Raw genomic sequence first — 24648 nt, forward strand, 5'->3', positions numbered from 1 at the left:
GCCGGCCTGAGGTCGATGGCGCGCCACCTGCTGGCGGCGGCACTCCTGCTGTCGGCCGCAACCAGCCCGGCCAGCGCGCCGCCGGACGCACCGCCGGTGTACTTCGACTGGTTCGAATACCGCGGCCACGACGCGGCCTTCGACACGCCGCTGCCGGCCGGCCACTACCGCAATCCGGTGCTGGCCGGCTTCCATGCCGATCCCAGCATCGTGAGCGCGAACGGCCGGTTCTACCTGGTCAATTCCAGCTTCACCTATTTCCCGGGCATTCCGGTGTTCGAGAGTGCCGACCTGGTTCACTGGAAGCAGATCGGCAACGTGATCGACCGCGCCACGCAGCTGGATTTCGACGGACTGAGCGTCTCGCGCGGCATCTTCGCGCCCACCATCGAATACCACGATGGGGTCTTCTACGTGGTGACCACGGCCACCGACAGTGGCGGCAACTTCATTGCCACCGCGCGCGACCCGGCCGGTCCGTGGTCCGATCCGCACTGGCTGCCCGGCATCGATGGCATCGATCCATCACTGTTCTTCGATGACGACGGCAAGGTGTACCTGGTCAACAACGATGCACCGCCCGGCCCGCCGCGCTACGACGGGCACCGCGCCATCTGGATGCAGCAGATCGATCTGGCTGCCTTCAAGCCGGTCGGGCCGCGCCGGGTGCTGGTCGACGCGGGCGTGGAGCCGGCGAAGAACCCGATCTGGATCGAAGGACCCCACATCTACAAGCGCCAGGGCTGGTATTACCTGTCCGATGCCGAAGGCGGCACCGGGCCGCAGCACTCCCAGGTGGTGCTGCGCAGCCGCACCGTGTGGGGCCCGTATGACCCCTACTCGGGCAATCCGATCCTGACCCAGCGCGAGCTGCCCGACGACCGACCGCTACCGATCACCAATGCCGGCCATGCCGACCTGGTCGAAGGCCCGGACGGTTCGTGGTGGGCGGTGTTCCTGGCCAGCCGCAACTATCAGACGCGGCACTACAACACCGGGCGCGAGACCTATCTGCTGCCGGTGCGCTGGCAGGACGGCTGGCCACGGATCCTGCCGGCCGACCAGCCCATCCCCTACGTGGTCAAGGCGCCGTCGTGGATGCAGGGCGAGGCATCCCAGGCCCGCTCGACCGGCAACTTCGTCGAGCGCGACAACTTCGATGGACCGAGGCTCGATCGCCAGTGGCTGCGCGTGCGGGTGCCCAAGCACGCCTGGGCCGACCTGGCCACGCGCCCGGGAATGCTGGCCGTGCACCCGCTTGCCGAGGATCTGGACACGCTGCGCAATCCCGCGTTCCTTGGCCGACGCCAGCAGCACCTGCGCTTCGAGGCGAGCGCCGCGATGAGCCGGCCGGGGCCTGGCGTGGCGGCCGGCCTGGCGGCGTTCCAGAGCGAGGCGTACTGGTACTTCCTTGGCGTTCGCAGCCTTCCGGACGAGCGACTTTCGCTCTTCCTGGAAGTTCGTGATGGCGGTGGCAGTACGCGCATCGTGGCGACCCGCGAGGTGCGGGCACCGGACGCGTTGCGCCTGAAGATCGACGGCAACGAGGGCGACTACGCGTTCTCGTTCGATACCGGCGACGGGCAGGGCTGGCAACTGCTTGCAGGCAAGGTGGATGGCACCGTTCTGAGCACGGACCGGGCGGGCGGCTTCGTAGGCGCACTGCTGGGTCCCTTCGCGCGCGATGAGCGCACCGGGAGAAGCAAATGAGGCTGTCGCTGTCGTCCAACGCCCGTCGCCGCACGTTGCGCCGCGGGCTCACTGTGTTCGTTCTGACCTGCATCGCGGCGGCCGCCTCCGCAGCCGCGCCGCGGCCCTGGCTGGACGTTTCGGCCAGCTTCGAGCAACGGGCTGCCTCACTCGTCGCGCAGATGACGCTGGATGAGAAAGCCGCGCAGATGCAGAACGCCGCGCCGGCAATCGAACGCCTGGGTGTGCCCGCCTACGACTGGTGGAATGAGGGACTGCATGGCGTGGCACGGGCAGGGCAGGCCACGGTCTTTCCGCAGGCGATCGGCCTGGCCGCGACCTTCGATGTGCCGTTGATGGGGCAGGTGGCCACGACGATCAGCGATGAGGCCCGCGCAAAGCACCACCAGTTCCTCCGCGAAGGCGCGCACGGCCGTTACCAGGGGCTGACCTTCTGGTCGCCGAACGTCAACGTCTTCCGCGACCCGCGCTGGGGCCGCGGACAGGAAACCTATGGCGAGGACCCGTACCTCACCGCGCGCATGGGCGTGGCCTTCGTACGTGGCCTGCAGGGCGACGACCCCGTCTACCGCAAGCTGGACGCCACCGCCAAGCATCTGGCCGTGCACAGCGGGCCGGAGGCCGACCGCCATCACTTCGATGCACGGCCCAGCCGGCGCGACCTGTATGACACCTACCTGCCGGCATTCGAGGCGCTGGTCAAGGAGGGCGACGTCGATGCTGTGATGGGCGCCTACAACCGCGTGTACGGCGAGTCCGCCAGTGCCAGCCGTTTCCTGCTGCGCGATGTGCTGCGACGCGACTGGGGCTTCAAGGGCTACGTGGTCTCGGACTGCTGGGCCATCGTCGACATCTGGAAGCACCACCATATCGTGACCACGCGCGAAGCCGCTGCGGCGCTGGCGGTCAGGAATGGCACCGAGCTGGAATGCGGCCAGGAGTACGCCACGCTTCCGTCGGCCGTGCGTCAGGGTTTGATCAGCGAAGCGGAGATCGACGATGCGGTGACCCGTCTGTTCACCGCACGGATGCGCCTGGGCATGTTCGACCCGCCGGAGCGGGTGCGCTGGGCGCGCATTCCGGCCTCGGTGAACCAGGCCCCGGCCCATGATGCGCTGGCGCTCAAGGCCGCGCAGGCGTCGCTGGTGCTGCTGAAGAACGACGGCATCCTGCCGCTGTCACGCGACATCAAGCGCATTGCCGTGGTCGGACCCACTGCCGACGACACCATGGCGCTGCTCGGCAACTACTTCGGCACACCGGCCGCGCCGGTCACGATCCTGCAGGGCATACGCGAGGCGGCCAAGGGCGTCGAGGTTCGCTATGCCCGCGGCGTGGACCTGGTGGAGGGCCGCGACGATCCCGGTGCCACGCCGTTGATCGAGCCGACCTTCCTGCGGCCTTCGGCGGACTCGCCCGAGCGTGGCCTGCGTGGCGAGTACTTCCGCACGCCCGACCTGTCCGGTACGCCGGCCCTGGTGCGTACCGACGCGCAGATCGGCTTCCGCTGGGACCGCGGCTCGCCGACCGACAACCTGCTGGCACGCGGCGAAGCGGCACCGGGGCAGGGGATCCCGAACGACCGCTTCAGCATCCGCTGGAGCGGCCAACTGCTGCCACCCGTGTCCGGCCGCTACCGGCTGGAGGTGGCCGGCGATGATGGCTACCGCCTGTACCTGGACGGGAAGCGCGTGATCGATCACTGGGTGAACACAGATCGCCTGCATGCCGAGGGCATCGAACTGGAGCTGCAGGCCGGGCGTGCCTACGCGCTGACGCTGGAGTACTACGACGACGAGCGCGATGCCGGCGTGCGCCTGGGCTGGCGCATGCCCGGCGCCAAGGCGCCGTTCGATGAAGCGCTCGATGCCGCACGCGAAGCCGATGTGGTGGTGTTCGTCGGTGGCCTTACCGGCGATGTCGAAGGCGAGGAAATGACGGTCAACTATCCAGGCTTTGCCGGTGGCGACCGTACCGACCTGCGGTTGCCCGCGCCGCAGCGCACCCTGCTGGAGGCCCTGCACGCTACCGGCAAGCCGGTGGTGATGGTGCTCACCGGCGGCTCGGCCATTGCCGTGGACTGGGCGCAGTCGCATCTGCCGGCGATCCTGATGAGCTGGTACCCCGGGCAGCGCGGCGGCACCGCCGTCGGCCAGGCGCTGTTCGGCGACATCAATCCCGCCGGCCGGTTGCCAGTGACGTTCTACAAGGCCAGCGAAGCGTTGCCGGCATTCGACGACTACGCCATGGAGGGCCGCACCTATCGCTACTTCCGCGGCACGCCACTTTATCCGTTCGGTCACGGCCTGTCGTATACGCGGTTCGACTATGGAACGCTCCGCCTCGATGCAGCCAGGCTCCGCGCCGATGGCCGCCTGGGCGTTGCGGTCGATGTGACCAACGCAGGCACGCGCAGCGGTGACGAAGTGGTGCAGCTGTACGTGCGGCGCGAGCACGCTGGCAGCGGCGATGCCGTGCAGGAGCTGCGTGGCTTCCAGCGGATCCATCTGGCCCCGGGCGAACACCGCACGGTGACGTTCACCCTGGAGGCAGCGCAGGCCCTGCGCCACTATGACGAAGCGCGCGCCGCGTATGAGGTGCGGCCCGGTGCCTACGAGGTCAGGGTGGGGGCGTCCAGTGCCGATGCACGCGCGCAGGGCAGGTTCACGGTGGTGTCCGCGCATGACTGATCGCTCTCGCCGGCATCGATTTCCCTCCGCCCAGATCCCTTTTCCAGGACGTCCGCTGCATGGCAAGCACTGAACACGCGCTATCGGTACGCGAGAAGCTCGGCTACAGCCTGGGCGATCTCGCCGCCAACCTGATCTTCCAGACCCTGATCACCTACCTGGCGTTCTTCTACACCGACGTCTACCGCCTGCCAGCTGCGACCGCGGCCACGATCATCTTCGTGGTGGGCCTGCTGGGTGCGTTCGTGTTCACGCCCTTGATCGGCATCGCGGCTGACCGGACGACCACCCGTTGGGGCCGCTTCCGGCCGTGGATCCTGTGGACGGCCATTCCTTTTGGCGTACTGTCCCTGCTGGCGTTCAGCACGCCGGACCTGGGCGAGCGCGGAAAGGTGATCTATGCACTGGCCACCTACGCGCTGCTGGTGTGCGTGTACGCAGCGAACAACCTGCCGTACTCGGCGCTGAGCGGCGTGCTGACCGGCAGCATGGCCCAGCGCAACAGCCTTTCGGCCTACCGCTTCGTGGCCGTGATGATCGCGCAGTTCATCATCCAGGTGCTGCTGATGCCGCTGGTGCTGATCCTGGGTGACGGCGACCGGGTGCGCGGCTTCGAGCAGGTCATGACCGCATTCGCCATCATCGGCACAGCGTTCTTCCTGATCACGTTCGCCACCACCCGCGAACGCATCGTGCCGACGCGCGAACAGACCGGCGGCATAGTGCAGGACCTGTCGGACCTGCTGCACAACCGCCCGTGGCAGGTGATGCTGGCCCTGACCGTGCTGGTGTTCATCAACCTGGCATTGAAGGGCGGTACCTACATCTATTACTTCCAGTACTACATGAGTGAAGCGGCGCTGGCCGGCTTCCTTGAAAACTCGGGGTTCAACGGCCTGGTCAGCGCGTTGAATGCTGCGCTGGCCAGCGCCGGCTTCGCGGCGTTCACCTGGCCGAAGGACGCGGCCACCTCGGCGTTCAGCCTGTTCAACGCGTGCGGCATCCTCTGCATGATCCTGGGTATCGGCGCATCGCGACGGTTGGCGGACCGCTTCGGCAAGCGCGACGTCTTCGGTGGCGCCCTGTTTGTCTCGACCCTGTTCCTGCTTGCCTTCTACCTGTTTCCACCCACGGCGGTGGCGGTGGCGTTCGGCGCCTTCATGCTGCATGGCTTCTGCTACGGCATCACCATCCCGTTGCTGTGGGCGATGATCGCCGACGTCGCGGACTACTCGGAGTGGAAGAACCATCGGCGGGCAACCGCGATCATCTTCTCGGCGATGCTGTGCGGTCTGAAGATCGGCCTCAGCGTGGGCGGCGCGCTGGTCGCCGCGATCCTTGCCCACTACGGCTACCAGGCCGGCCTGGCGCAGCAGCCTGAGGCCGTGGTGCAGGGCATCCGCCTGACCGTAAGCGTCTACTGCTCCCTTCCTTTCCTGCTCGCCGTGGCGCTGCTGGTCTTCTACAGGATCGACAAGCGCACCGAAACCCGCATCGAGCAGGACCTCCACCTGCGTCGCCGTTCCGCCGACGCCTCCGTGTAACTCCAAGATGACGACCATGATCGACCTCTCTGCCGGCGAAGACGGCCAGGCCAGCGAAGCCCGTCTTGCGCAGCTCACCGCGCACGCCATTTCGCAACCGCTGGTGACCCACATCTATACCGCCGACCCTTCGGCGCATGTGTTCGAGGGGCGCCTGTACATCTATCCGTCGCACGACATCGACGGCGGCCAGCCATTCGACGACGAAGGTGGCCACTTCGGCATGCAGGATTATCATGTGCTGAAGATGGATACGCCCGACGGCACGGCCGTCGATTGCGGCATGGCGTTGCATGTGCGCGACGTGCCCTGGGCCCGGAAACAGATGTGGGCCCCCGATGCCGCCTGCCGTGATGGCCGCTACTACCTCTACTTCCCGGCCAAGGATGCCGAGGGCCGGTTCCGCATCGGCGTGGCGATCGGTGCGCGGCCGGAGGGCCCGTTCGTGCCCCAGCCGGAGCCGATCAAGGGTGCGTACTCGATCGACCCGGCCGTGTTCGAAGACGAGGATGGCAGCCACTACCTGTACTTCGGCGGCATATGGGGCGGGCAGCTGCAGAAGTATCGTGACAACCAGTACAGCGAGGCCCACGAGGAGCCCGAGGGCAGCGCACCGGCGCTGGGCCCGCGCGTGGGCCGCCTGGATGCCGGCATGACCGAGCTGGCCGAACCCACCCGCGAAGTGCAGATCCTGGATGAGCATGGCCAGCCGCTGCGCGCGGACGACCATGCGCGCCGCTTCTTCGAAGGTCCGTGGCTGCACAGGTACCAGGGTCGCTACTACCTGTCGTACTCCACTGGCAACACCCACCAGCTGTGCTACGCCATCGGCGACAGCCCGTATGGACCGTTCACCTATGCTGGCGTGATCCTCACCCCCGTGGTCGGTTGGACCACCCACCACTCCATCTGCCAGTTCGAAGGACAGTGGTACCTGTTCTATCACGATGCACTGATGTCCGGCGGCATCACCCACCTGCGCTCGGCCAAGTGCACGCCGCTGCACATGGAGCCGGACGGAGGCATCCGCACGATCAACCCATATGGGGCCTGAGCACATGCTGCCGGTGGATGATGCGCTGGCTCCGCTGCCAGCCGGTGAGCTGCACTGGCTGAGGTGCGGCGAACTGGAGGTTGCGCTCGCCGCAGGGGCGGGCGGGCGCGTGGCGCACCTGCGCTACCGGGGCGTGGAATGGCTGGTGGATGCGCAGCAGGCAGGCCCGGCGGTGATCGCGTGGGGCTGCTACCCGATGGTGCCGTGGGCCGGGCGCATCCGCCGTGGACAGTTCCGTTTTGACGGCAGGCCGCATCGGCTGCCGCTCAACTTCGACGGGCATGCCATCCATGGGGTGGGTTTCTCGCGACCCTGGCGGATCGATCGCCTGGACGCGGCGGCAGCCCGGTTGTCGCTGGAGCTGCCGCGCGACGGCTACTGGCCTTTCGGTGGCGCTGCCGTGCTGGACCTGCAATTGCAGGCTCACAGCCTGCGGATGGGCCTCTCGGTCCAGGCCGGCGGGCAGGCGATGCCGGCGGTGCTGGGCTGGCACCCCTGGTTCCGGAAGCCGGAACGACTGCTGTTCAGTCCTCGCTCGATGTATCCGCGGGACAGGGAAGGTATTGCCACGCTGCCCCGCGTGGAGCCCACCACCGGCCCCTGGGATGACTGCTTCATCGCCGACGGTGACATCACGCTGATACGCGAAGGCCAGCACCTGCGGCTGAGGTCGGACCACGACCACTGGGTGGTCTACGATGGTACGCCGCACGCCACCTGTGTCGAGCCGCAGAGCGGCCCGCCAGATGGCTACACCCTGGCACCGCACCGGCTGGAGCCCGGCCAGCGCCTCGCGTTGACGTTCGAACTGGCGTGGGCTGCGTACAGCACCTGAAACCCGGCCAGGGCAGGCGATCACCCGGATGGCGGGCGGTCGGTACGCCGCCTGGACCGGCCGGGGACCCGGTGCCTGACACGGGCCGCGCCCCAGGACCACCTGACATTTCCTACAGGTTCCAGTCGATCCGCATGCCCGCGATCAGCGCATCCGGCAGGTCGTGCTGGCGTGCGGGCTCATTGAACTGGTCGGGGTGCACGATGTAGTGCAGGTTCGGTGCAACACGAAGCTGCGGGGTGAGCTGGATGCCGTAGCTCAGCTCCATCATCACCTGGCTCCCGTGCGGGGTGCCGCTGCCACCGGCTGCGGCGCGGGCGAGGCGCAGGTCTTCCAGCGCGATGCTGCTGTACTTCTGCTGGGTCACGACGAAAGCGATGCTGTCCTGCGGCCGCCGGGCGAACGTGCCTTTCTGCACCAGCCCGGCCTGCAGGAAATGATCCTCGATCAACTGGCCGGAGGTGCCCTTGAGCGCCGCACCGAAAAGGGTCAGGCCGCGGCCGGCACCATCACTGGTGAGTTGCTGCTCGAAGCGGGCGAACGCGCCTGAGCGACCGTGACGCGTCGCGTACTCCTGGCCACTGAGCAGCGCGGGAATGCCATTGGCATCGCGCAGGGGATCGCGATAGGTCGAGTTGTCCTGCCAGCCACCGAGTTCGTAGCGGGCTTTCAGTCGTGCCGAAGCAGGGCTGCGCCAGCCGATCGTGTAGGGCACGATCCAGCCGGTGGCCTGGTTCGTATTCCACTTCAGGCCATGCTGGCCATCCTCGGCCTGGCTGGGATCAACCTGGTAGGCGCCGACGCGGACATAGACATCGGGCGTCACCCAGGCCGTGGCATCGGCCATCCAGCTCGACACCGGCCACCAGGTGAAACTGCTGGTGCGGAATACGTAGGTCGGGTTGCCACAGGCCGAGTTGCCCTGGAAGTACTGGCACAGGTCCGAACCCAGGTGGTGGATGTTGGCGACGCTGCGCCCTGCTTCCAGCACCAACCGGTCGTTGAACAGCTTCTGTTCGAGGGTCAGGTTGGCCAGGCGCGTGCCCTGGCCGCCGTAGATTTCCTGCACCGAGGTGCTGTTGCCTGTACTGCTGTTGGCGAGATTGGTGCCATGGCGGTTGATGCCGTAGGCCTTGACCGTCGCACCTCGCCAGCCAAACGCCGCGTCCAGGTCCACGTCGGCACCGAACATCAGCTGGCCGGCATAGGCCGTGCCGCTGCGCTTGCCACCGTCGAGCGTGGCGGCCGCTTCGCCGGTGTAGGCGAGCTTCGGAGCGAAGACGTCGCTCGCGTCGGCGGCTGCGGCCAGTGATGGCAGGGCCAGCAGGATCACTGTCGGCAGCAGGCGGCGGGAAGGGGAGGTCATGGGCGGGTTCCTTTTACAGGGTGGGAGCCGTGACCGGCTTCTTGAGCACGCGCAGCGCGACCGCAGTGACGGCCACGCCGGCCACGAGTGCCAGCAGGTAGATGCCAAGGTGGGTGACTGCGTTCGGGATCGGCAGCACGAACACGCCGCCATGCGGCACCTTCAGTTCGACGCCTGCGGCCATCGAGATCGCACCGGCCACGGCAGAACCAAGGATCAGCGCCGGAATGGTGCGCAGCGGATCACGCGCGGCAAAGGGGATCGCGCCTTCGGTCACGAAACTGAGGCCAAGCACGCCAGCGGCACCGGCCGTGCCACGCTCCTCGGCAGTGAAGCGGCTACTGAACAGCCATGTCGCCAGTGCGATACCCAGCGGCGGCGTCATGCCGCCGATCATCGTCGCCGCCATCGGCGTGTAGACCTGGCTGGAAATCAATGCGGTGGAGAAGGCGTAGGACGCCTTGTTGACGGGTCCGCCCATGTCCACCGCCATCATGCCGCCCAGCAGCAGGCCAAGCAGGATCGCGCTGCTGCCTTGCATGCCGCGCAGCCAGTCGGTCAGCCAGGCCAGCAGCCCAGCCACCGGCGTACCGATTACATACATCATCAACAGGCCGACCAGCAGCGTGCCCAGCACCGGCAGGATCAGCACCGGCTTGAGGCCTTCCAGGCTGCGCGGCAGCCGCAGCGCACGGTTGATCCAATGCACGCCGTAGCCGGCGATGAAACCGGCCAGGATGCCGCCGATGAAGCCCGCATCCATGTTGACTGCCACCAATCCCCCGATCATGCCCGGGGCGATGCCCGGGCGATCGGCGATGGAGTAGGCGATGTAGCCGGCCAGTGCCGGCACCATCAGCATGAAGCCGGACTTGGCGCCGATCTGGAACAGCGACCAGGCCAGCGTGCCCTTGTGTGCATCGTCGAAGGCATAGATGCCGCCGAGCGCGAACGCCAGTGCGATCAGCAGGCCGCCGGCAGTGACGAACGGCAGCATGAACGACACGCCGGTCATCAGGTGCTTGTAGGGGCCGGTGACCCTGGCCTTCTCGGTGGTGCGACCTGAAGCCACCGTGCCGGTCTGCACGCCAGCCTCGGCCAGCGCCTTGCGGATCAGGTTCTGGCCGTCATTGATCGCCGGCTTGGTGCCGCTCTTGAACAGGCGTTTGCCAGCAAAGCGCGACAGATCGACTTCGCGGTCGGCGGCGATCAGCACCAGGTCGGCGGCAGCGATTTCGCCGTCGCTCAACGCATCCTGCGCGCCGACCGAGCCCTGGGTTTCCACCCGGATCGCGTGGCCCAGTGCCTTGGCCGCCTGCTGCAGGCCTTCGGCCGCCATGAACGTGTGGGCGATGCCGGTCGGGCAGGAGGTGACGGCGACGATGCGCTTGCCCGCGTCATCCCTGGAAGGGGGTGCCGATGCTGCGGCGAGCTGCGCCAGCACGGCGAGCGGGTCGTCCAGCACTTCACCGAGGCCGGCGCGCACGATCTGGGCATTGCCGAAGCGGGCGCTGTCCGCCTCGCCGTCACCCACCAGCAGCAGCTGCGTTGCGGCGGCAGCCTGCGCGTCGGGCAGTGCCCCGGTCACGCCCTGATCGCTGTGGATTTCGATCGCCAATTCGACCCTTTGCTGGCGTGCGGCGCGGCGCAGCGCTTCGGCGGCAAGAACGGCCTCGATGCTGCGTTCGCCAGCGGCGATGACTACGGTGGAAGCTTGCATGGCAACTCCTGGAATTCTTCGGGTTCGTCCTTGCAGCAGGGGCCATCGGTGGCCCAAGGCCAGCCGCAGCTCCCTCTGCAGGGGTTTCAATCCAACCGCTCGATCAGTACATCGCCGGCCCACGCGCGCACCTGCGCCGGGTCCAGCCGTCGCGCGTCGCCACTCTCCAGCCGGCTCATCGAGAACGCCGTGGCCAGTCGCGCACAATCGGCCAGATCGGGGGAGGGCTCCAACAAGGCGGCGGCGATGCCGGCGACCATGGCGTCGCCGGCACCGACCGTACTGCCCTGCGCCAGTCGCGCCGGCCGTGCAACCAGGGCGCCGCTGCGATCAATGAACAGCGCGCCGTCGGCGCCCATCGAGATCGCTACGAGTGCAACTCCGCGTTCGACCAGGGCCCGGCCCGCGGCGCGCAGGGCGCTGCGATCCAGCAGCGGCGTGCCGGCCCAGGCCTCCAGTTCATGGCGGTTGGGCTTGACCGCGTAGGGCAGTGCACCCTGTGCACCACTCAACGCGGCGGCAAGCGCGTCGCCACTGGTATCCAGCAGTACGCGCGCGCCGGCGGCGCGCACCTGCGCCTGCAGTCGGGCCCATGCATCGGCTTGCAGCCCGGACGGAAGGCTGCCGGACAGCACCACCGGCAGCTGCGGCTGGAGCAGTGCGTCGAGTCGGCGCGATACCGCGTCCAGATCGGCGTCGCACAGTGACAGGCCGGGCAGGTTGATGTCGGTGGTCTCGCCGTTGGCATCTTCCACCAGCTTGATGTTGGTGCGGGTACGGCCCGGAATGCGCAGACACGCGTCTGCGATGCCCCGATCGGAAAACAGTGCGCTGAACACGCCGTCGTTGCCATCGCCGAGCACGCCCAGCGCAGTGGTCGGCACGCCCCAGTCTGCCAGGCAAGCGGCCACGTTGATGCCTTTGCCGCCGGCGTCGTCGCGGGAACTGCGGGCGCGATGCACGTGACCCGGTTGCAGGTGCGCCAGCCGCACGGTCTGGTCGATTGCCGGGTTCAGGGTAATGGTGACGGCGCGGGCGCTCATGCGCGCACTCCATCGAGGGCACGCACCTGCTCAGCGGTTTCGCAGTCCAGCGCCGTCGCAGCCAGCGTTCGCAGATCGGCCAGCGCGCTGCCACGCAGGCGTGCTTTCACGGCCGGGATGTCGTTCGGGGTCATCGACAGTTCGTCCACGCCCAGGCCGGCCAACAGCAGTGCGCCGAACGGATCGCCGGCCAGCCCGCCACAGACGCCCACCCAGCGCCCATGCAGTCGTGCGCCTTCCACCGTGGCGCGGATCGCGCGCAGCACGGCCGGATGCAGGCTGTCGGCCTCGGCGGCCAGCTCCGGATTCTGGCGGTCGATCGCCAGCACGTACTGGGTCAGGTCGTTGGTACCGATCGAGAAGAAGTCGGCGTGGCGGGCCAGCACATCGCTCTGCGCCGCAGCGGCCGGCACTTCGATCATGATGCCGATCGGTACCCCGGGCGCCTGCAGTGCTGCGCGCTGGCGCTCGCAGATGGCGCGCAGTGCGACCAGCTCGCTCACCGAGGTGATCATCGGGAACATGATGGACAGGCGCGCGCCGTCTTTCGCCGCGCGGTACAGCGCACGCAGCTGCGGTTCCAGCAGGTCCGGCCGGCGCAGCAACAGGCGCGCGCCGCGCACGCCCAGGAACGGGTTTTCCTCATGCGGCAGCTCCAGGTGCGCCACCTGCTTGTCGCCACCGATATCGAGCGCACGCACGATCAGTGGGCGGCCGCCGAGTGCCTTGGCCATCGCCACATACGTGGTGTACTGCTCATCCTCGCTGGGCGTACTGCCACGTTCAAGGAACAGGAATTCGGTGCGCATCAGGCCGACGCCTTCCGCGCCTTGCTCCAGTGCCAGCGGCACCTGCTCGGGCAGGTTGACGTTGGCGCCGATGTCGATGCGGTGGCCGTCCGGCGTCTGTGCCGGCTGCGCGCGTTGCGCCGCTTCACGCTCGCGGATCTGCTGCTGTTCGGCGATCCACGCGCGCGCCGAGGCGAGGTCGGCCTCGGACGGAGACAGGTAGAGCCGCCCGCTGCTGCCGTCGATGATCGCCTCGCGACCGGCGCTGATCGCGAGCAGTTCGCCCCCCCCGGCGACCAGCGCCGGCAGGCCGAGGGTGCGCGAGAGGATGGCGGTGTGCGAGGTCGGCCCGCCCTGCGCGGTGGCCAGGCCAATCACGCGGGTAGTGTCGAGGTTGGCCGTGTCGGACGGCGACAGGTCCGCCGCGATCAGGATGCACGGGTGCGCGGGCAGGTCGGCCAGGCCGCCACCGGCGGCCGACGGATCAAGCTGCGCCAGCACTCGGCGGCCAACATCACGCAGGTCGGCGGCGCGCCCGGCCAGCACCGGGTTGCCCAGCGCGGCCAGGCCCGAGGCGATGTGTTCGATGGCCTGGTGCCAGGACCATGCGACGCCATGGCCTTCGACCATCAGCTGGCAGGTACGGGTAATCAGGTCGGTGTCGTCCAACAGCGCGGCATGGGCCTTGAAGATGGCGGCGTCCGAGGCGCCAAGCCGGCGCTGGGTGTCATCCTGCAGCGCGGCCAACTGCTGGCGGGTACGTGCGAGCGCGTCCTGCAGACGCGCCCCGCCTTCGCCGAGCGGGGCCGGGCGATCGGCGACCTCGGCCTGCGTGCTGGCCAATACATGCACCGGGCCGATTGCCAGCCCAGGGCTGGCACCGATGCCGACGATGGCAGCCTGTGCCTCGGGCGGATTCCAGCCTGCCACCGGCGTGGCCTTGCGTTGTGCTGCGCGTTCGGCGTCGGCCTTTTCCTGTGCCACCAGGTCCTCCATGACCCTGCGCAGCGCGGTCAGCAGGGCAGGGGCATCCGCCCCCTCGGCAGACACGCTGACGGCATCGCCATGACGCAGGCCAAGTTGCAGCAGCGCGACCAGACTCTTGGCGTCCGCTGCCTGGTCGCCGGCACGCACCTGGGCGCGGGCCGCAAAGCGGCGCGCCGTCTCTGCCCAGCGCGTGGCCGGGCGCGCGTGCAGGCCGCTGGGGTAGGCAATGGTCCAGTCAAAGCGCTCGGCCAGATCGGTGGCCGGTACCTGGGCGGTCGTGATCGCAATGTCGCCGGTCAGCGCGTTGACGATCTCACCCGCATCGGTGGTCGCAAACAGGCGCTGCAGCGTTGCCTCATCCTGGATCAGCCGGGTCAGGCGGCGCAGCAGGGTAATGTGGGTATCGGACTGGGCAGCGATGCCAACCACCAGGCGGGTGACCTGCCCCGGATTCCATTCCACGCCTTCCGGCAACTGCAGCACGGCAATGCCATCGCGGCGCACCAGATGGCGGTCCTCGCCAAGCCCGTGCGGGATTGCCACGCCATGGCCAAGGAAGGTGTTGGCCAGCGCTTCGCGCCGTCCCATGCTGGCCTCGTACCCCGGCGCCACGCAGCCGGCCGCGACCAGCATCTGCGCGACCTGGGCGATCGCATCGGTCTTGTCCTGCGCCCGCGCGTCCAGGCGGATCAGTTCCCGGCTGACGGGGGAGGGGAAGGTCTGGGGCGACAAAGGGCGGCTCCGGCAAAAGGATGGCTGGGCATATTGGGAACGTTCCCACCGCCTATTTCAATGTGCACTGCACAAAATGCCAATAGCTCTTTGGCGTTAGCATTGTCCTGAACAGCCGCCGGGCCATGGCAGGCGCACTTTTCCGGGAACGTTTCCAATGAGTATCAGCATCAATGACGTCGCGCGTGTAGCGGGGGTATCCAAGTCCACCGTGTCGCGGGTGCTCGGGGGCGGCCCGGTCAGCGAAGAGGTTCGCGGCCGGGTCGAGGTGGCGATCCGCCAGACCGGCTATCGGCCGAACCTGCAGGCAAGGCGGCTGCGCTCCCGGCACACCGGCATCATCGGGTTGATCGTTGCGGATATCCGCAACCCGTTCTTCACTGCGCTTATCCGTGCGGTGGAGGAGGTCGCCTATCGCGAAGGCCTGCGCGTCACGCTCTGCAACACCGACGAAGACCCCGAGCGCGAGGCGCTGTACCTGCAGTTGATGCACGAGGAGCGCATCAGTGGACTGATCTTTGCGCCCACACGGACCACGGTGGGGCGGCTGGAACGGCTCACGCTGGACTTCCCGACGGTACTGGTGGACCGCGCCGCGGCCAGCGGGTCGATCGACAGCGTGGTGCTGGACAATCCCGCGGCGATGGGCGCCCTGGTCGAGCATCTCGTCGAGCGTGGCTATCGCCGCATCGGCGGCCTGTTCGGCAGCACCAGCACCACGGCGGCCGAGCGCCGCGACGGCTATCTTGCTGCGATGCGCACGCACGGATTGGAGCCGGATTACCGTGAAGTCGAGCCAACGGCCGAGGCCGCCATCGCAACGGTCGACCAATGGCTGGCCGGCCCTTCGCGTCCCGACGCGCTGGTCACCAGCAACAGCCTGCTGCTCATGGGTGCATTGAAGGCGGCACGTAGCGCCGGTCTCGCCATTCCAGGAGAGCTGGCGCTGGCAGGGTTCGACAACGAGCGCTGGACCGAGCTGGTCGAACCTGGCATTACCGTGGTCGAGCAGCCGGTTGAAGACATGGGGCGCGCTGCGATGTCGCTGTTGCTGGAACGCCTGCGCATGCCGGAGCTGCCCGTGCGCAGGCTGGTGATGACGGGAAGGTGCGTGGTGAGAGGGTCGACGGCTGGGCGATAGTCCGGCACCGGCCTGCGGCAGCCGCCAGATGTTGGCGGGTCATGCGTTGTCTGCTACAAGCCAACTGTACGCAGACACAGTGGAGGATCGCCTTGTCAGAGCCCTATTCAGCACTGCTCCGCCTGAAGATTTCCCACCACGATCTTTCCAGATGGCTGGCAGCGCCCGTGCCTTCATCATCCCGTTGGTCCGACTGGCGAGGCATCTCCGGGCAGTGGCGCATGGAAAACGGTCAATACCTTGCCTCGTGCAGCGACGAGGCGTTGGACCACCTGCTCGCGGATTGCCAGGCGCTGTTGGCCCGCTACCCCGACAATCGCGCCGCATTGAAGGCTTTCCTTGCCTCTGCACAGGCCGGGAATATCCAGATTGCCGCCTATGACCGCACTGCTACGCACTTTGTCGCGGGATCGCTGACGTATTCGGAGAGCCTTTACGATCTCATCGCGTTTCTTGCCGTGGCACGAGGCGCCGCCGACTTCCTGAAGGGGGGCGACGAAGGCGTGGCACTGATCCACGACTATCTCTGGGCCGAGGAAGGTGAGCAGGAGACGGTTGCTGCGATTGGGCTGGCCGGCCCCGGGGAATCCGGATTCCTGTCATCCGCAGACCTGGATGCCGCCACCGAGCCCTTCGAAACATTGGTGGAGGCCATGCTGGAAGCCGAGGACGACCCGGAGTTTCGTCCGCGCAACCAGCTTGATCGGCTTTGACCTCTGCCGCGTGGCGTCCATGAAAGCAACAGCCAGGGCCTCAACATGAAGAGACATCACCAACCCCAGGCGCGCCGCGTCATGCGTCGGCTCCTCGCACTTGGCCTCTGCGCGCTGGCTGGGTCCGCTTTGGCCGGAACAATGCAGCCGGTACGGACCTGGCTTGTCAGCGGCACGGAACTCATTACCCTCCTGCAGGGGAAAGGCGATGACGGGTTCTGCGACGGCGAACAGTGCCGGAGCCTGTCCAGCGCTCGCGCCAGCGGCTATATCCTGGGCGTCGCCGATGCCAGCCGCGGACAGTGGTGCGGGCAGCGCCAGATCCTTCCGCATGAACTGGTCGACCATGTGTCTTCCCATCTCCGGCAACTGCCCCGCGAGCGATTGCAGCAGGATGCGTCGCCACTGGTTGTCGAAGGGCTGCGCACGGCGTTTCCCTGTGGTCGCGGCACACCACGTGGCAACAGTGCCGAGCCCGGCAATGACCAATGAAGCACGCCGCGCCCGCTTGGCGACGATGCGGACGTCCTACACCCTCGCGACACGGTGCATTCACGGCCACCGACATTCGCGCTCGCCACACTGCATGTTCCTTCCACAGCACGAGGTGCCCCATGGCTACCTGTGATGTCTGCGGCAACAACTACGACAAGAGCTTTACCCTGCAGCAGGGCGGGCGCAGCGGCACGTTCGATTCGTTCGAGTGCGCGATCCACGCATTCGCACCCCGCTGCGCACACTGCAAATGCGCCGTCATTGGGCATGGCGTTGAAGGAAATGGCCAGATCTTCTGCTGTGCACATTGCGCCGGTCATGCCGGCGTACAGGGTATATCCGACCGGGCCTGAGCTGCCTTCAGCGCCCTCCTGCTTCCTGCCCAGAGACAAGCGAAGAAAGCCGCGCGATCCGGGCTGCACCCGAATCAGCCAGCAGCGCCAGTGCGCGCCGCTTCCGGGATGGCAGCCCCGCCACGACCTCCGATGCCAGCACGACGTCGAACTCTCTGGCGTTGGCATCCAGCGCGGTGGCCAGAACGCACGAATCGCCCGTCATGCCACTCAGGCACAGGCGGCGCACGCCCAGTTTGGCCAGCAGAATCGGCAAGGGACTGGCCAGGAACGCCGAGTGCTTGGGCTTGAGCACGAAGTAATGACCGGGCAAGGGCGAGAGAAGGCTGGCAATTCGTCCCGCCGGACCGCCGTCGCGCCGGCACTGTTCCACCTGCTGGCGGAAATCGCGCTTCCAATCCGAGAAATTGTCATTGGCGTAGATGACCGGCCACCCGCGTTCGTCGAAGTGATCCCTCAGGCGCCGGATCTGCCGGGCCGCCCGCTCTGCCGCGGGCGCCAGCTCCTGCGCGCCCGGGAAATCGAAACGGCTGAACATGTCGATGATCAGCAAGGCCGTCGACGGATCATCTGCCATGGTTCAATCTCCTGTCTGGGTATGCGGCGCCTCGACCGGCTTGGACTGCGGCGAATCTTTCTGGCGCAGGAAGATCGTCAGCACCACCAGAGACAGCACGGCCAGGAACTCGCTTTGCCAGTTCTGCATGGATTCGAACCAGAATGTGCTGCTGGCGAGGTGCTCCACAAAGCCTGGCGGCGGCAATCCCTTCAACTGCTGTTCGGCCTCCTCGGCGCGCCAGCTTCCCAATGCATGCAGCGTAAAGCTGAACAGGAACAACAGCCCGAACGCAATCGCCAGCGAATGACCGTAAAGAACCTTCCACAGGCCACCGCGCCTGACCGGCCAGGGCGTGCGGCCGGGTTCGATGCGATTCTGTTCCTGCGCGGGGTCCAGCGGCCGCGATTCGGCCGAACCGCGCTGGCGCAGGCTGACCGTCAGCAGAACGTACATCCCCATCTGCAGGAATTCGCTCTCCCAGTTCTCGAACGTAGCGCTGACGAAGTGCCCGGTAGCCAGGTAGTGCGAGAAATCGATCGGCATGCGTCCGTGCTCGACCAGTTCCTGGTTGTGCACGTGATGCCCCGCAACTGCCTGCCCCACAATGAACACCAACGTGAGCGCAAGCAGCACCAGCGAGAGACCGTTGCGTTTCCACATGCAAGACCTCGTTGAGGCTGCTCCAAAGACCGTCCATGAAGCTTGCGCCGACAAAGAGCCATGCCTCGTGATTGCTGCGCATCCGGAATGTGAGGCGGACTCAACGCTTCCCCGTCGGATCGGGATCAGGGCGCTCGTAGTCCTCCGGTACCGCCTTGGGGCCATCGCCGTCGTCGGGCATGTCGTGCTCCTTCCATCTGGCTCGATCATTGCGTCGTTTGTCCGGCGTGTGCGCCTTTGACTGATCGTCCGCATCCGTCGTTGGATTGAAGGGCAGTTTGTCGTTCATGGGCAGCTCCTGCGGCGAGAGAGTGAAGCCTGCGCCGCGCCGGGTTAACGCCACGACGCTGCAGAATGAACGCCGCGCACACCGGGATGTCACTGCAGCCGGATGGCGGCCTTGCGATGCTGAAGGCCCGAGCTCCTGGAGCAGCACGATGCAGGCATTGACCTATCACGGCCGCGGGGATGTGCGCGTCGAGACTGTGCCCGACCCGGTACTGGCGGCGGATGACGATCTGATACTGCGGGTGACCGCCACCGCCATCTGCGGTTCAGACCTGCACCTCTACCGCGGCAAGATTCCTGATCTGCACGATGGCGATGTACTGGGCCACGAATTCATGGGCGTGGTGGAAGAGGTCGGCAGCGGCGTGACCCAGGTGAAGCCGGGCGATCGCGTGGTGATTCCCTTCGTGATCGCCTGTGGCGAGTGTTTCCACTGCAGGCTGGCCGAATATGCCGCATGCGAGACCACCAATCCTGGCAAGGGCGCGGCGCTCAACCAGAAAGGGCTGCTGCCTCCAGCTGCTTTGTTCGGATACAGCCATCTGTATGGCGGCGTAGCCGGTGGCCAAGCCGAATTCGTACGCGTGCCGAAGGCCAACGTGGGCCCGTTGCGCATTCCGGAAGGCGTGGCCGATGAGCAGGTGCTGTTCCTGTCTGACATTCTCCCGACCGGCTATCAGGCCGCGCTGAACGCGGGTGTGAAGCCCGGCTCGACGGTGGCCATCTTCGGCGCCGGTCCGGTTGGGCTGATGAGCGCGGCCTGTTGCCGACTGCTGGGAGCAGAGACCATCTTCATGGTCGACCACCTCCGTTACCGCCTGGACTATGCACGCCGTGCTTACGGCGTGACCCCCATCGACTTCAAGGAGATAGAAGACCCGGCCGATTACATCCTTACCCAGACCAGTGGGCGGGGCGTAGACGCCTGCATCGAGGCCGTAGGCTTCGAGGCCGAGGGCAGTGCGTTGGAGTCAGCGTTGACCGCTGTAAAGCTGGAAGGCAGCAGTGGCGTGGCGATACGGCAATGCATCGCGGCAACGCGCCGTGGCGGCGTGGTCAGCATTCCAGGCGTCTATGCCGGCTTCATCCATGGTTTTCTGCTGGGTGATGCGTTCGACAAAGGACTGACATTCAAGATGGGCCAGACCCATGTGCAGGGGCTGATGCCGGAACTGCTCGACGCAATCATGGAAGGAAAGCTGGATCCGGGTGACATCATCTCGCACCGGATGCGCCTGGCCGACGCTGCGCAGGGCTACGCGATATTCGATGCCAAGGATGACGACTGCCGCAAGATCGTGCTGACACCCTGAGCATGCTGCCATGAGCGCGATTGCCGCCGGTGTCTACGCACTGTGGCTGGCTGCCGGCTGGCTGGACTTCCATTTTCACCGGCGGACCGACCTTCCACACACCTCCGCGATGCGCGAAAGCCTGTTGCATGGGGTGCAGTTGCTGCTGATCGGCAGCGGAGTGCTCGCATGGCTCCTGCTGGAAAACACGCTGTCGCTCGTCACGTTTCTGGCACTTCTGGTCCTCGCGCACGCAATCGCCGGCTACTTCGACACCGTCAGCGCGGACGGCAGACGACGCATCAGCCCGGCAGAGCAGCATGTGCACAGCGTGCTCGATGCCGCGCCGTGGGTCCTGCTGGGCTGGGTGGGCTGGCAGGTCCACCCCCGGTGGTCGCTCGACGTGAAGCCTGCAGCACCGGGCGTCTGGTGGCTGGTCCTGCTGCCGGCGCTGGGCGTGGTCGTGCTGCCATGGTTGTGGGAGCTGCGGCAGTGCCTGCGCGCACGGCGGCAGCGCCGGCAAGCGAGCGCGTGAGGATGATCGCGCAGAGAATTCATGCGCCGGCTACGCCTCCCAGACAGTGATGTGACCGCTTGCCGCCTACGTTCGACATGTCTCTCCATTTCAGGCTCCTTCATGCAGCATGTGACGTCGCCATCCCCGCTGGAGGGCCGCGCTCGCGAGGTAGTGGTCCAGCGGCCCGACCTGCCATTGCCCGGAAGCGGCCGCACGCTGCGGCGGTGGCAGGCGCTGGCGGCATGGGGGGCGGAAGACCTGTGCCTGGCCAAAGTGCTTGAGGCGCACTACGACGCCCAGGCGATCATCGCCGAACTGAACGCGCCCGCCCTGGCTGAAGGCCAGCTACTGGCGGTCTGGGCCGCGGAAGGTCCAGCCAACACACTCCGCTTCGATGCCCACGGCCAGCTCCATGGTGACAAGCCCTGGTGTTCCGGCAGCGCGTGGGTGGATGCGGCATTGGTAACCGTCCGCAACGCGCAGGGCGTGTGGCTGTGCCAGGTCGCGGCGAAACACTGGCGCACGCTTGCAGATGAGCCCTGGCCGGCCGTTGGCATGGCCGGCGTTCCGTCCACCACGGTGCGATTCGACGGCGCGCCGATGGCGCTTCTGGGAACGCGCGATGAGTACCTGCAGCGACCGGGCTTCTGGCACGGCGGTGCGGGCATCGCGGCAGTCTGGTTCGGCGCGGCGGCCGCCTTGGCCGAGCGCATGCGGCCAGCCTGCAGCGAGGGGAATCGCGCGCGATTACTGGGTGAAGTGGACCTCGCCTTGGGCCCGGCGGCGGCGCTGCTTCGCGAAGTGGCGGCACGCATCGACGCCGCGCCGGAATCGGCGCATCGCGAAGAGGTCGTGCGCCTGCGCTGCGTGGTCGAGCGCGCGGCGACGCGTGTCCTGGATCTGGCGGGGCGCGCATTGGGCCCGGCGCCGATGTGCCTGGAGGATGCCCACGCCCGTCGCTGCGCGGACCTGACCGTGTTCCTTCGGCAGAACCACGCAGATCGCGATTGGGAATGGCTGGGCGGCCAGCGGGCGAGCCAGGAGGCGACATGGGCGCTGTAGCCAGGACACCCCTGCAGGGGGAAGGAACGCAGGAGCAGGCATGGCTGCGCTGCGATTGGCTGTGGCAGCGGCCGGCAACATCGGCCAATGCCCTCTGCGCCGGCCATGATCGCGTCGTGGTGGTCGCACCCCATCCAGACGACGAGATCCTCGGCTGTGGTGGACTGCTCCGTCACGCTGCGGAGCAGGGCATGGAGGTACGCGTCGTCGCCGTGACCGATGGCGAAGCGTGCTATCCGGACGAGCACTGGTGGACGCCAGAACGCCTGCGCTCGGCGCGACGCGCCGAGCTTGCCGCAGCGCTGGGCGAACTCGGTATCCGGCCTGGATCCGCGTTTCATCTCGGCATCGCCGACGGCGCGGTCAGTGCGCACGAACAGGGCCTGGAAGACTGGCTGCAGCAGCACCTCCAGCCGAGCGACCTGGTCCTGGCACCCTGGCGCTTTGATGGGCATCCCGATCATGAAGCCGCAGGGCGTGCTGCCTGCAGGGCGGTGCGGGCAGTGGGCTGCCGACGCCTGGAGTACCCGGTGTGGGGCTGGCACTGGCTTGACCCCGCCTGCGCACATATGGCGTGGGAGGTTCCCAGGCTGATCGACATTTCAGCAGTGGCTGCCGCAAAACGAAACGCCATCGCGCACTTCCGGACCCAGACCGGCGAGGTGCCGGAACTGAACAGCCCGCCGGTGCTGCCCGCACATGTACTGACCCGATTCTTCCGGAACTACGAGGTATTCCTGGCATGAGCGCGCAACCGTACTTCGATGAACTGCATGAGCAGGAGGATCCCTTCGGCTATCGCAGCCGATGGTATGAAGAACGCAAGCGTGCGCTGCTGCTGGCCAGCCTGAGCCAGCGCCAGTTCACTCGGGGCTGGGAGCTGGGATGCTCCAACGGCGTGCTGACCGAGGCCTTGGCCGCCCGCTGCGAGCGCCTGCTGGCCACCGACATCAGCCCACGCGCAGCGTTCCGGGCCCGCCGCAATCTGGCCCACCTGCCGCATGTGCAGGTCCATTGCGCCAGCCATCCCGAGCAATGGCCGCCGGGCCGCTTCGACCTGATCGTCTGCGGGGAAATGGGCTACTACCTGGGTGCAGCAGCGCTGCACGAGCTGCGCGCCGGCATCGATTCGGCCCTTCGCGACGACGGACTGCTGGTCGCCTGCCATTGGTTGCCTTCGTTCCATGGGCGCGCAAGTCGCACCGACGTCGTGCATCGGTGCCTTGGCCAAGGCCTGCACGAAGCCTTCCACTATCGTGATGCGGACTTCGTGCTGCAGGGCTGGACGCGCAGCGCACTATCGCTGGCCCGCAACGAGGGCCTGCGATGATCGGCATCCTGGTTCCGGCCCATGACGAGGCAGCCAGCGTGGAGCGCTGCCTGCAATCGATCCGAAGGGCAGCCCTGCATCCCGAGCTGCACGGCGAAGCAGTGCAGGTGGTGGTTGCACTGGACAGCTGCTCGGATGCCACCGCGTCCATCTGCCAGCAGCAGCGGGTCGATACGGTGCGCCTGGAAGCACGCTGCGTCGGCGTTGCCAGGGCAGCGGCCGCCGCTGAGCTGCTCGGACGCGGTGCGAGATGGCTGGCGAGCACCGATGCCGACAGCGAGGTACCTCCCGAATGGCTGGTTGCCCAGCTTGAGGGCCGGTGCGACGCCTTCTGCGGACTGGTGGACATAGCAACCACCTCCAGGACGGAGAAGCGCCTGCGACGCGCGTTCCAGAAACGGCAGCAGTGGGGCGACGATCATGGGCGCATCCACGGTGCCAATTTCGGCGTCTCCGCCCAGGCCTATCTGGCGGCAGGGGGATTTGCTCCCCTGCGCTGTGGAGAGGATGTTGCACTGGTGAGGAGGCTGCAACGCCTCGGCGCTGACGTAAGGTGGGCCGGCGCTCCCATCGTCATGACCAGTGCCCGCCTGGTGGGACGCGCGACCGGAGGGTTCTCGGCCTACCTGGCCGGAATGGAGGGTGCGCGCCCCGCCACGGCGGCAGATCGGCGGATGGCGGTACCTGGAAGCGCCTCGGAAACCACGCTGAATTGGGCATGATGTGATGTTTTCCCGGCTGGCGTTTACGGTTTCGCCACGATGCCCGTCCTAGAGTGAAGCGCTGGAAGAGCAGGAGTGGCACCATGCCGAATCGAGCCATCGCCTACGTCAGCGAGGCCGTCAGTGGATTCTCGCCGGAACGTCTGAAAGCGCTGATGGACGATGCCGCGCGCTTCAATCGGGGCGCAGGGGTGACCGGGGTGCTGCTGTTCGACGGCGAACGCTTCCTGCAGTACATGGAGGGCCCTGCCGATGGACTGGATGTGGCCTTCTCCCGTGTCGCCGGCGCCAGCAGTCACATCCACCTGATCGAACTTGCGCGGGGGCGTGTCGGCCAGCGGCGGCTGCCGTTCTGGCCCATGCGTTGCCTGTCCGTCACTGCAGATGAGCTGCGCGAGATCGCCTGTGCCGACTGGACCAGCTTCATCCAGCGGGCAGCGACCGGACAGGCCGATGCCACGGCGATGGACAAGCTGCTGCTGATTGTCGAGCCCTACGCAAAGGCCGCCTGAGCCGGAAACCTGTTACTGCAGTGTGCCGCAGGGGAGAGGATGGAGCGAGGCAGGTTGTGAACCGCCTCATTTGGCTCTACGGCAAGGGCAGCATCATGGAAGGGCAGGACACTTCCTGCGTCAGAAGGAATCAACGTGCCCCTCCGCGCAATCGCTTACGCAAGTGAGGCGATACCGGGGCTTTCCATGGACCCTGTGGACGACCTCGCCAGGGCCGCTGCCCGCTTCAACTTCGAAGCAGGCGTGACGGGTGTGCTTCTTTACGATGGGCACCGCTTCCTCCAGTACATCGAGGGGCCGGAAGACAGCATCAACGTGGTGTACAGCCGTATCCTCGGTGCCCGCAGCCATTGCGAACTGCTTGAGCTGGGCCGGGGCAGGGTGTCCGGCCGGTTCTTTCCCTATTGGTCGATGCGGCTGCTCTGGACCGACCCTGCCGACATCCGCAGCGTCGCTCGTGGCAACTGGAGCGGGCTCTCCCGCGGTGGTGCGCTGCGCCAGCTGGGGCAGGTGGTAGCCCCACACCTGGCGTAAT

General features: G+C 67.0%; 24 protein-coding genes. 17 read left to right on the forward strand and 7 right to left on the reverse strand.

Translation table 11 applies throughout. The features are described from left to right. Nucleotides 1-15: 15 nt before the first annotated feature. From ACUVWL_RS06425 to ACUVWL_RS06445, 5 genes are read left to right on the forward strand one after another with little or no spacing between them, the layout of a single operon-like run. The gene (locus ACUVWL_RS06425; protein ID WP_445979158.1) at nt 16-1710 is read left to right on the forward strand and encodes a glycoside hydrolase family 43 protein; all 1695 of its coding nucleotides are present in this window, start codon (nt 16-18) and stop codon (nt 1708-1710) included. Continuing rightward, nucleotides 1707-4400: a glycoside hydrolase family 3 protein gene (locus tag ACUVWL_RS06430; RefSeq protein WP_080355729.1), complete on the forward strand. Its 2694-nt coding sequence runs from the start codon at nt 1707-1709 to the stop codon at nt 4398-4400. Before ACUVWL_RS06425 ends, ACUVWL_RS06430 begins: the two co-directional genes overlap by 4 nt. A gap of 59 nt (nt 4401-4459) precedes the next feature. After that, nucleotides 4460-5944 carry an MFS transporter gene (locus ACUVWL_RS06435; RefSeq protein WP_049439691.1) on the forward strand — a complete coding sequence of 495 codons (1485 nt, stop codon included), beginning with the start codon at nt 4460-4462 and terminating at the stop codon, nt 5942-5944. A gap of 16 nt (nt 5945-5960) precedes the next feature. Continuing rightward, entirely contained in the window at nt 5961-6998 is a 1038-nt protein-coding gene (locus tag ACUVWL_RS06440) for a glycoside hydrolase family 43 protein (protein WP_053494329.1), read from the forward strand. Further along, nucleotides 6988-7833: an aldose epimerase family protein gene (locus ACUVWL_RS06445; protein WP_445978944.1), complete on the forward strand. Its 846-nt coding sequence runs from the start codon at nt 6988-6990 to the stop codon at nt 7831-7833. The genes ACUVWL_RS06440 and ACUVWL_RS06445 overlap by 11 nt, the downstream gene beginning before the upstream one ends. 112 nt (nt 7834-7945) lie before the next feature. Here ACUVWL_RS06445 and ACUVWL_RS06450 read toward each other — a convergent pair whose 3' ends face one another. The 4 genes from ACUVWL_RS06450 to ptsP all read right to left on the reverse strand — a co-directional run bounded on the left by ACUVWL_RS06450 (nt 7946) and on the right by ptsP (nt 14469). Continuing rightward, nucleotides 7946-9199 (reverse strand): carbohydrate porin, encoded by a 1254-nt coding sequence (locus ACUVWL_RS06450; protein ID WP_142234746.1) that lies wholly within the window; start codon nt 9197-9199, stop codon nt 7946-7948. 13 nt (nt 9200-9212) lie between these two features. Next, the gene (locus tag ACUVWL_RS06455; RefSeq protein ID WP_445978945.1) at nt 9213-10919 is read right to left on the reverse strand and encodes a PTS fructose transporter subunit IIC; all 1707 of its coding nucleotides are present in this window, start codon (nt 10917-10919) and stop codon (nt 9213-9215) included. Nucleotides 10920-11005: 86 nt separating this feature from the next. Beyond that, nucleotides 11006-11962 carry a 1-phosphofructokinase gene (gene pfkB, locus ACUVWL_RS06460; RefSeq protein WP_445978946.1) on the reverse strand — a complete coding sequence of 319 codons (957 nt, stop codon included), beginning with the start codon at nt 11960-11962 and terminating at the stop codon, nt 11006-11008. Beyond that, complete coding sequence (gene ptsP, locus ACUVWL_RS06465) at nt 11959-14469, reverse strand: phosphoenolpyruvate--protein phosphotransferase (RefSeq protein WP_262225117.1); 2511 nt, start codon at nt 14467-14469, stop codon at nt 11959-11961. Before ptsP ends, pfkB begins: the two co-directional genes overlap by 4 nt. Nucleotides 14470-14626: 157 nt before the next feature. Here ptsP and ACUVWL_RS06470 point away from each other — a divergent pair, with 157 nt between their 5' ends. From ACUVWL_RS06470 to ACUVWL_RS06485, 4 genes are all read left to right on the forward strand, one after another. Next, nucleotides 14627-15610 carry a LacI family DNA-binding transcriptional regulator gene (locus ACUVWL_RS06470; RefSeq protein WP_014647193.1) on the forward strand — a complete coding sequence of 328 codons (984 nt, stop codon included), beginning with the start codon at nt 14627-14629 and terminating at the stop codon, nt 15608-15610. A 92-nt stretch (nt 15611-15702) separates the two neighbouring features. Then, complete coding sequence (locus ACUVWL_RS06475; RefSeq protein WP_227863764.1) at nt 15703-16323, forward strand: hypothetical protein; 621 nt, start codon at nt 15703-15705, stop codon at nt 16321-16323. Nucleotides 16324-16404: 81 nt separating this feature from the next. Beyond that, entirely contained in the window at nt 16405-16815 is a 411-nt protein-coding gene (locus ACUVWL_RS06480) for a Rap1a/Tai family immunity protein (protein WP_049439705.1), read from the forward strand. 122 nt (nt 16816-16937) lie between these two features. Beyond that, on the forward strand, nt 16938-17171 hold the full coding sequence (locus ACUVWL_RS06485; RefSeq protein ID WP_142234742.1) for a hypothetical protein: 234 nt from the start codon (nt 16938-16940) through the stop codon (nt 17169-17171). A 7-nt stretch (nt 17172-17178) separates the two neighbouring features. Here the strand turns inward: ACUVWL_RS06485 and ACUVWL_RS06490 are convergent, their stop codons facing one another. The 3 genes from ACUVWL_RS06490 to ACUVWL_RS06500 form a co-directional block, all read right to left on the reverse strand. Then, complete coding sequence (locus ACUVWL_RS06490) at nt 17179-17748, reverse strand: cysteine hydrolase family protein (protein WP_046430718.1); 570 nt, start codon at nt 17746-17748, stop codon at nt 17179-17181. Between the two features lie 3 nt (nt 17749-17751). Further along, complete coding sequence (locus ACUVWL_RS06495; protein WP_014647188.1) at nt 17752-18390, reverse strand: DUF6766 family protein; 639 nt, start codon at nt 18388-18390, stop codon at nt 17752-17754. 100 nt (nt 18391-18490) lie between these two features. Continuing rightward, the gene (locus ACUVWL_RS06500; RefSeq protein WP_445978947.1) at nt 18491-18679 is read right to left on the reverse strand and encodes a hypothetical protein; all 189 of its coding nucleotides are present in this window, start codon (nt 18677-18679) and stop codon (nt 18491-18493) included. Nucleotides 18680-18827: 148 nt separating this feature from the next. Here ACUVWL_RS06500 and ACUVWL_RS06505 point away from each other — a divergent pair, with 148 nt between their 5' ends. The 8 genes from ACUVWL_RS06505 (at nt 18828) to ACUVWL_RS06540 (ending at nt 24647) form a co-directional block, all read left to right on the forward strand. Then, on the forward strand, nt 18828-19991 hold the full coding sequence (locus tag ACUVWL_RS06505) for a zinc-dependent alcohol dehydrogenase (protein ID WP_445979159.1): 1164 nt from the start codon (nt 18828-18830) through the stop codon (nt 19989-19991). Between the two features lie 10 nt (nt 19992-20001). Continuing rightward, nucleotides 20002-20505: a hypothetical protein gene (locus tag ACUVWL_RS06510; protein WP_126412232.1), complete on the forward strand. Its 504-nt coding sequence runs from the start codon at nt 20002-20004 to the stop codon at nt 20503-20505. Nucleotides 20506-20607: 102 nt separating this feature from the next. Beyond that, complete coding sequence (locus tag ACUVWL_RS06515) at nt 20608-21549, forward strand: acyl-CoA dehydrogenase (RefSeq protein ID WP_445978948.1); 942 nt, start codon at nt 20608-20610, stop codon at nt 21547-21549. Continuing rightward, the gene (locus ACUVWL_RS06520) at nt 21537-22295 is read left to right on the forward strand and encodes a PIG-L deacetylase family protein (RefSeq protein ID WP_014647183.1); all 759 of its coding nucleotides are present in this window, start codon (nt 21537-21539) and stop codon (nt 22293-22295) included. Before ACUVWL_RS06515 ends, ACUVWL_RS06520 begins: the two co-directional genes overlap by 13 nt. Next, nucleotides 22292-22879 carry an SAM-dependent methyltransferase gene (locus ACUVWL_RS06525; RefSeq protein ID WP_046430711.1) on the forward strand — a complete coding sequence of 196 codons (588 nt, stop codon included), beginning with the start codon at nt 22292-22294 and terminating at the stop codon, nt 22877-22879. Before ACUVWL_RS06520 ends, ACUVWL_RS06525 begins: the two co-directional genes overlap by 4 nt. After that, nucleotides 22876-23601 (forward strand): glycosyltransferase, encoded by a 726-nt coding sequence (locus ACUVWL_RS06530; RefSeq protein WP_126412224.1) that lies wholly within the window; start codon nt 22876-22878, stop codon nt 23599-23601. The genes ACUVWL_RS06525 and ACUVWL_RS06530 overlap by 4 nt, the downstream gene beginning before the upstream one ends. Nucleotides 23602-23684: 83 nt before the next feature. Next, nucleotides 23685-24113: a BLUF domain-containing protein gene (locus ACUVWL_RS06535; RefSeq protein ID WP_126412222.1), complete on the forward strand. Its 429-nt coding sequence runs from the start codon at nt 23685-23687 to the stop codon at nt 24111-24113. A 186-nt stretch (nt 24114-24299) separates the two neighbouring features. After that, entirely contained in the window at nt 24300-24647 is a 348-nt protein-coding gene (locus tag ACUVWL_RS06540; RefSeq protein ID WP_050483464.1) for a BLUF domain-containing protein, read from the forward strand. The last annotated feature ends 1 nt before the right edge of the window (nt 24648 follow it).

The organism is Stenotrophomonas muris (assembly GCF_052751275.1).

Excerpts from the sequence above, each read along its gene's own strand:
- ACUVWL_RS06425 (WP_445979158.1), top strand. The coding sequence starts at position 16 with ATGGCGCGCCACCTGCTGGCGGCGGCACTCCTGCTGTCGGCCGCAACC.
- ACUVWL_RS06430 (WP_080355729.1), top strand. The coding sequence starts at position 1,707 with ATGAGGCTGTCGCTGTCGTCCAACGCCCGTCGCCGCACGTTGCGCCGC.
- ACUVWL_RS06435 (WP_049439691.1), top strand. The coding sequence starts at position 4,460 with ATGGCAAGCACTGAACACGCGCTATCGGTACGCGAGAAGCTCGGCTAC.
- ACUVWL_RS06440 (WP_053494329.1), top strand. The coding sequence starts at position 5,961 with ATGATCGACCTCTCTGCCGGCGAAGACGGCCAGGCCAGCGAAGCCCGT.
- ACUVWL_RS06445 (WP_445978944.1), top strand. The coding sequence starts at position 6,988 with ATGGGGCCTGAGCACATGCTGCCGGTGGATGATGCGCTGGCTCCGCTG.
- ACUVWL_RS06450 (WP_142234746.1), bottom strand. The coding sequence starts at position 9,199 with ATGACCTCCCCTTCCCGCCGCCTGCTGCCGACAGTGATCCTGCTGGCC.
- ACUVWL_RS06455 (WP_445978945.1), bottom strand. The coding sequence starts at position 10,919 with ATGCAAGCTTCCACCGTAGTCATCGCCGCTGGCGAACGCAGCATCGAG.
- pfkB (WP_445978946.1), bottom strand. The coding sequence starts at position 11,962 with ATGAGCGCCCGCGCCGTCACCATTACCCTGAACCCGGCAATCGACCAG.
- ACUVWL_RS06470 (WP_014647193.1), top strand. The coding sequence starts at position 14,627 with ATGAGTATCAGCATCAATGACGTCGCGCGTGTAGCGGGGGTATCCAAG.
- ACUVWL_RS06480 (WP_049439705.1), top strand. The coding sequence starts at position 16,405 with ATGCGTCGGCTCCTCGCACTTGGCCTCTGCGCGCTGGCTGGGTCCGCT.
- ACUVWL_RS06485 (WP_142234742.1), top strand. The coding sequence starts at position 16,938 with ATGGCTACCTGTGATGTCTGCGGCAACAACTACGACAAGAGCTTTACC.
- ACUVWL_RS06490 (WP_046430718.1), bottom strand. The coding sequence starts at position 17,748 with ATGGCAGATGATCCGTCGACGGCCTTGCTGATCATCGACATGTTCAGC.
- ACUVWL_RS06495 (WP_014647188.1), bottom strand. The coding sequence starts at position 18,390 with ATGTGGAAACGCAACGGTCTCTCGCTGGTGCTGCTTGCGCTCACGTTG.
- ACUVWL_RS06500 (WP_445978947.1), bottom strand. The coding sequence starts at position 18,679 with ATGAACGACAAACTGCCCTTCAATCCAACGACGGATGCGGACGATCAG.
- ACUVWL_RS06505 (WP_445979159.1), top strand. The coding sequence starts at position 18,828 with ATGCAGGCATTGACCTATCACGGCCGCGGGGATGTGCGCGTCGAGACT.
- ACUVWL_RS06510 (WP_126412232.1), top strand. The coding sequence starts at position 20,002 with ATGAGCGCGATTGCCGCCGGTGTCTACGCACTGTGGCTGGCTGCCGGC.
- ACUVWL_RS06515 (WP_445978948.1), top strand. The coding sequence starts at position 20,608 with ATGCAGCATGTGACGTCGCCATCCCCGCTGGAGGGCCGCGCTCGCGAG.
- ACUVWL_RS06520 (WP_014647183.1), top strand. The coding sequence starts at position 21,537 with ATGGGCGCTGTAGCCAGGACACCCCTGCAGGGGGAAGGAACGCAGGAG.
- ACUVWL_RS06525 (WP_046430711.1), top strand. The coding sequence starts at position 22,292 with ATGAGCGCGCAACCGTACTTCGATGAACTGCATGAGCAGGAGGATCCC.
- ACUVWL_RS06530 (WP_126412224.1), top strand. The coding sequence starts at position 22,876 with ATGATCGGCATCCTGGTTCCGGCCCATGACGAGGCAGCCAGCGTGGAG.
- ACUVWL_RS06535 (WP_126412222.1), top strand. The coding sequence starts at position 23,685 with ATGCCGAATCGAGCCATCGCCTACGTCAGCGAGGCCGTCAGTGGATTC.
- ACUVWL_RS06540 (WP_050483464.1), top strand. The coding sequence starts at position 24,300 with ATGGACCCTGTGGACGACCTCGCCAGGGCCGCTGCCCGCTTCAACTTC.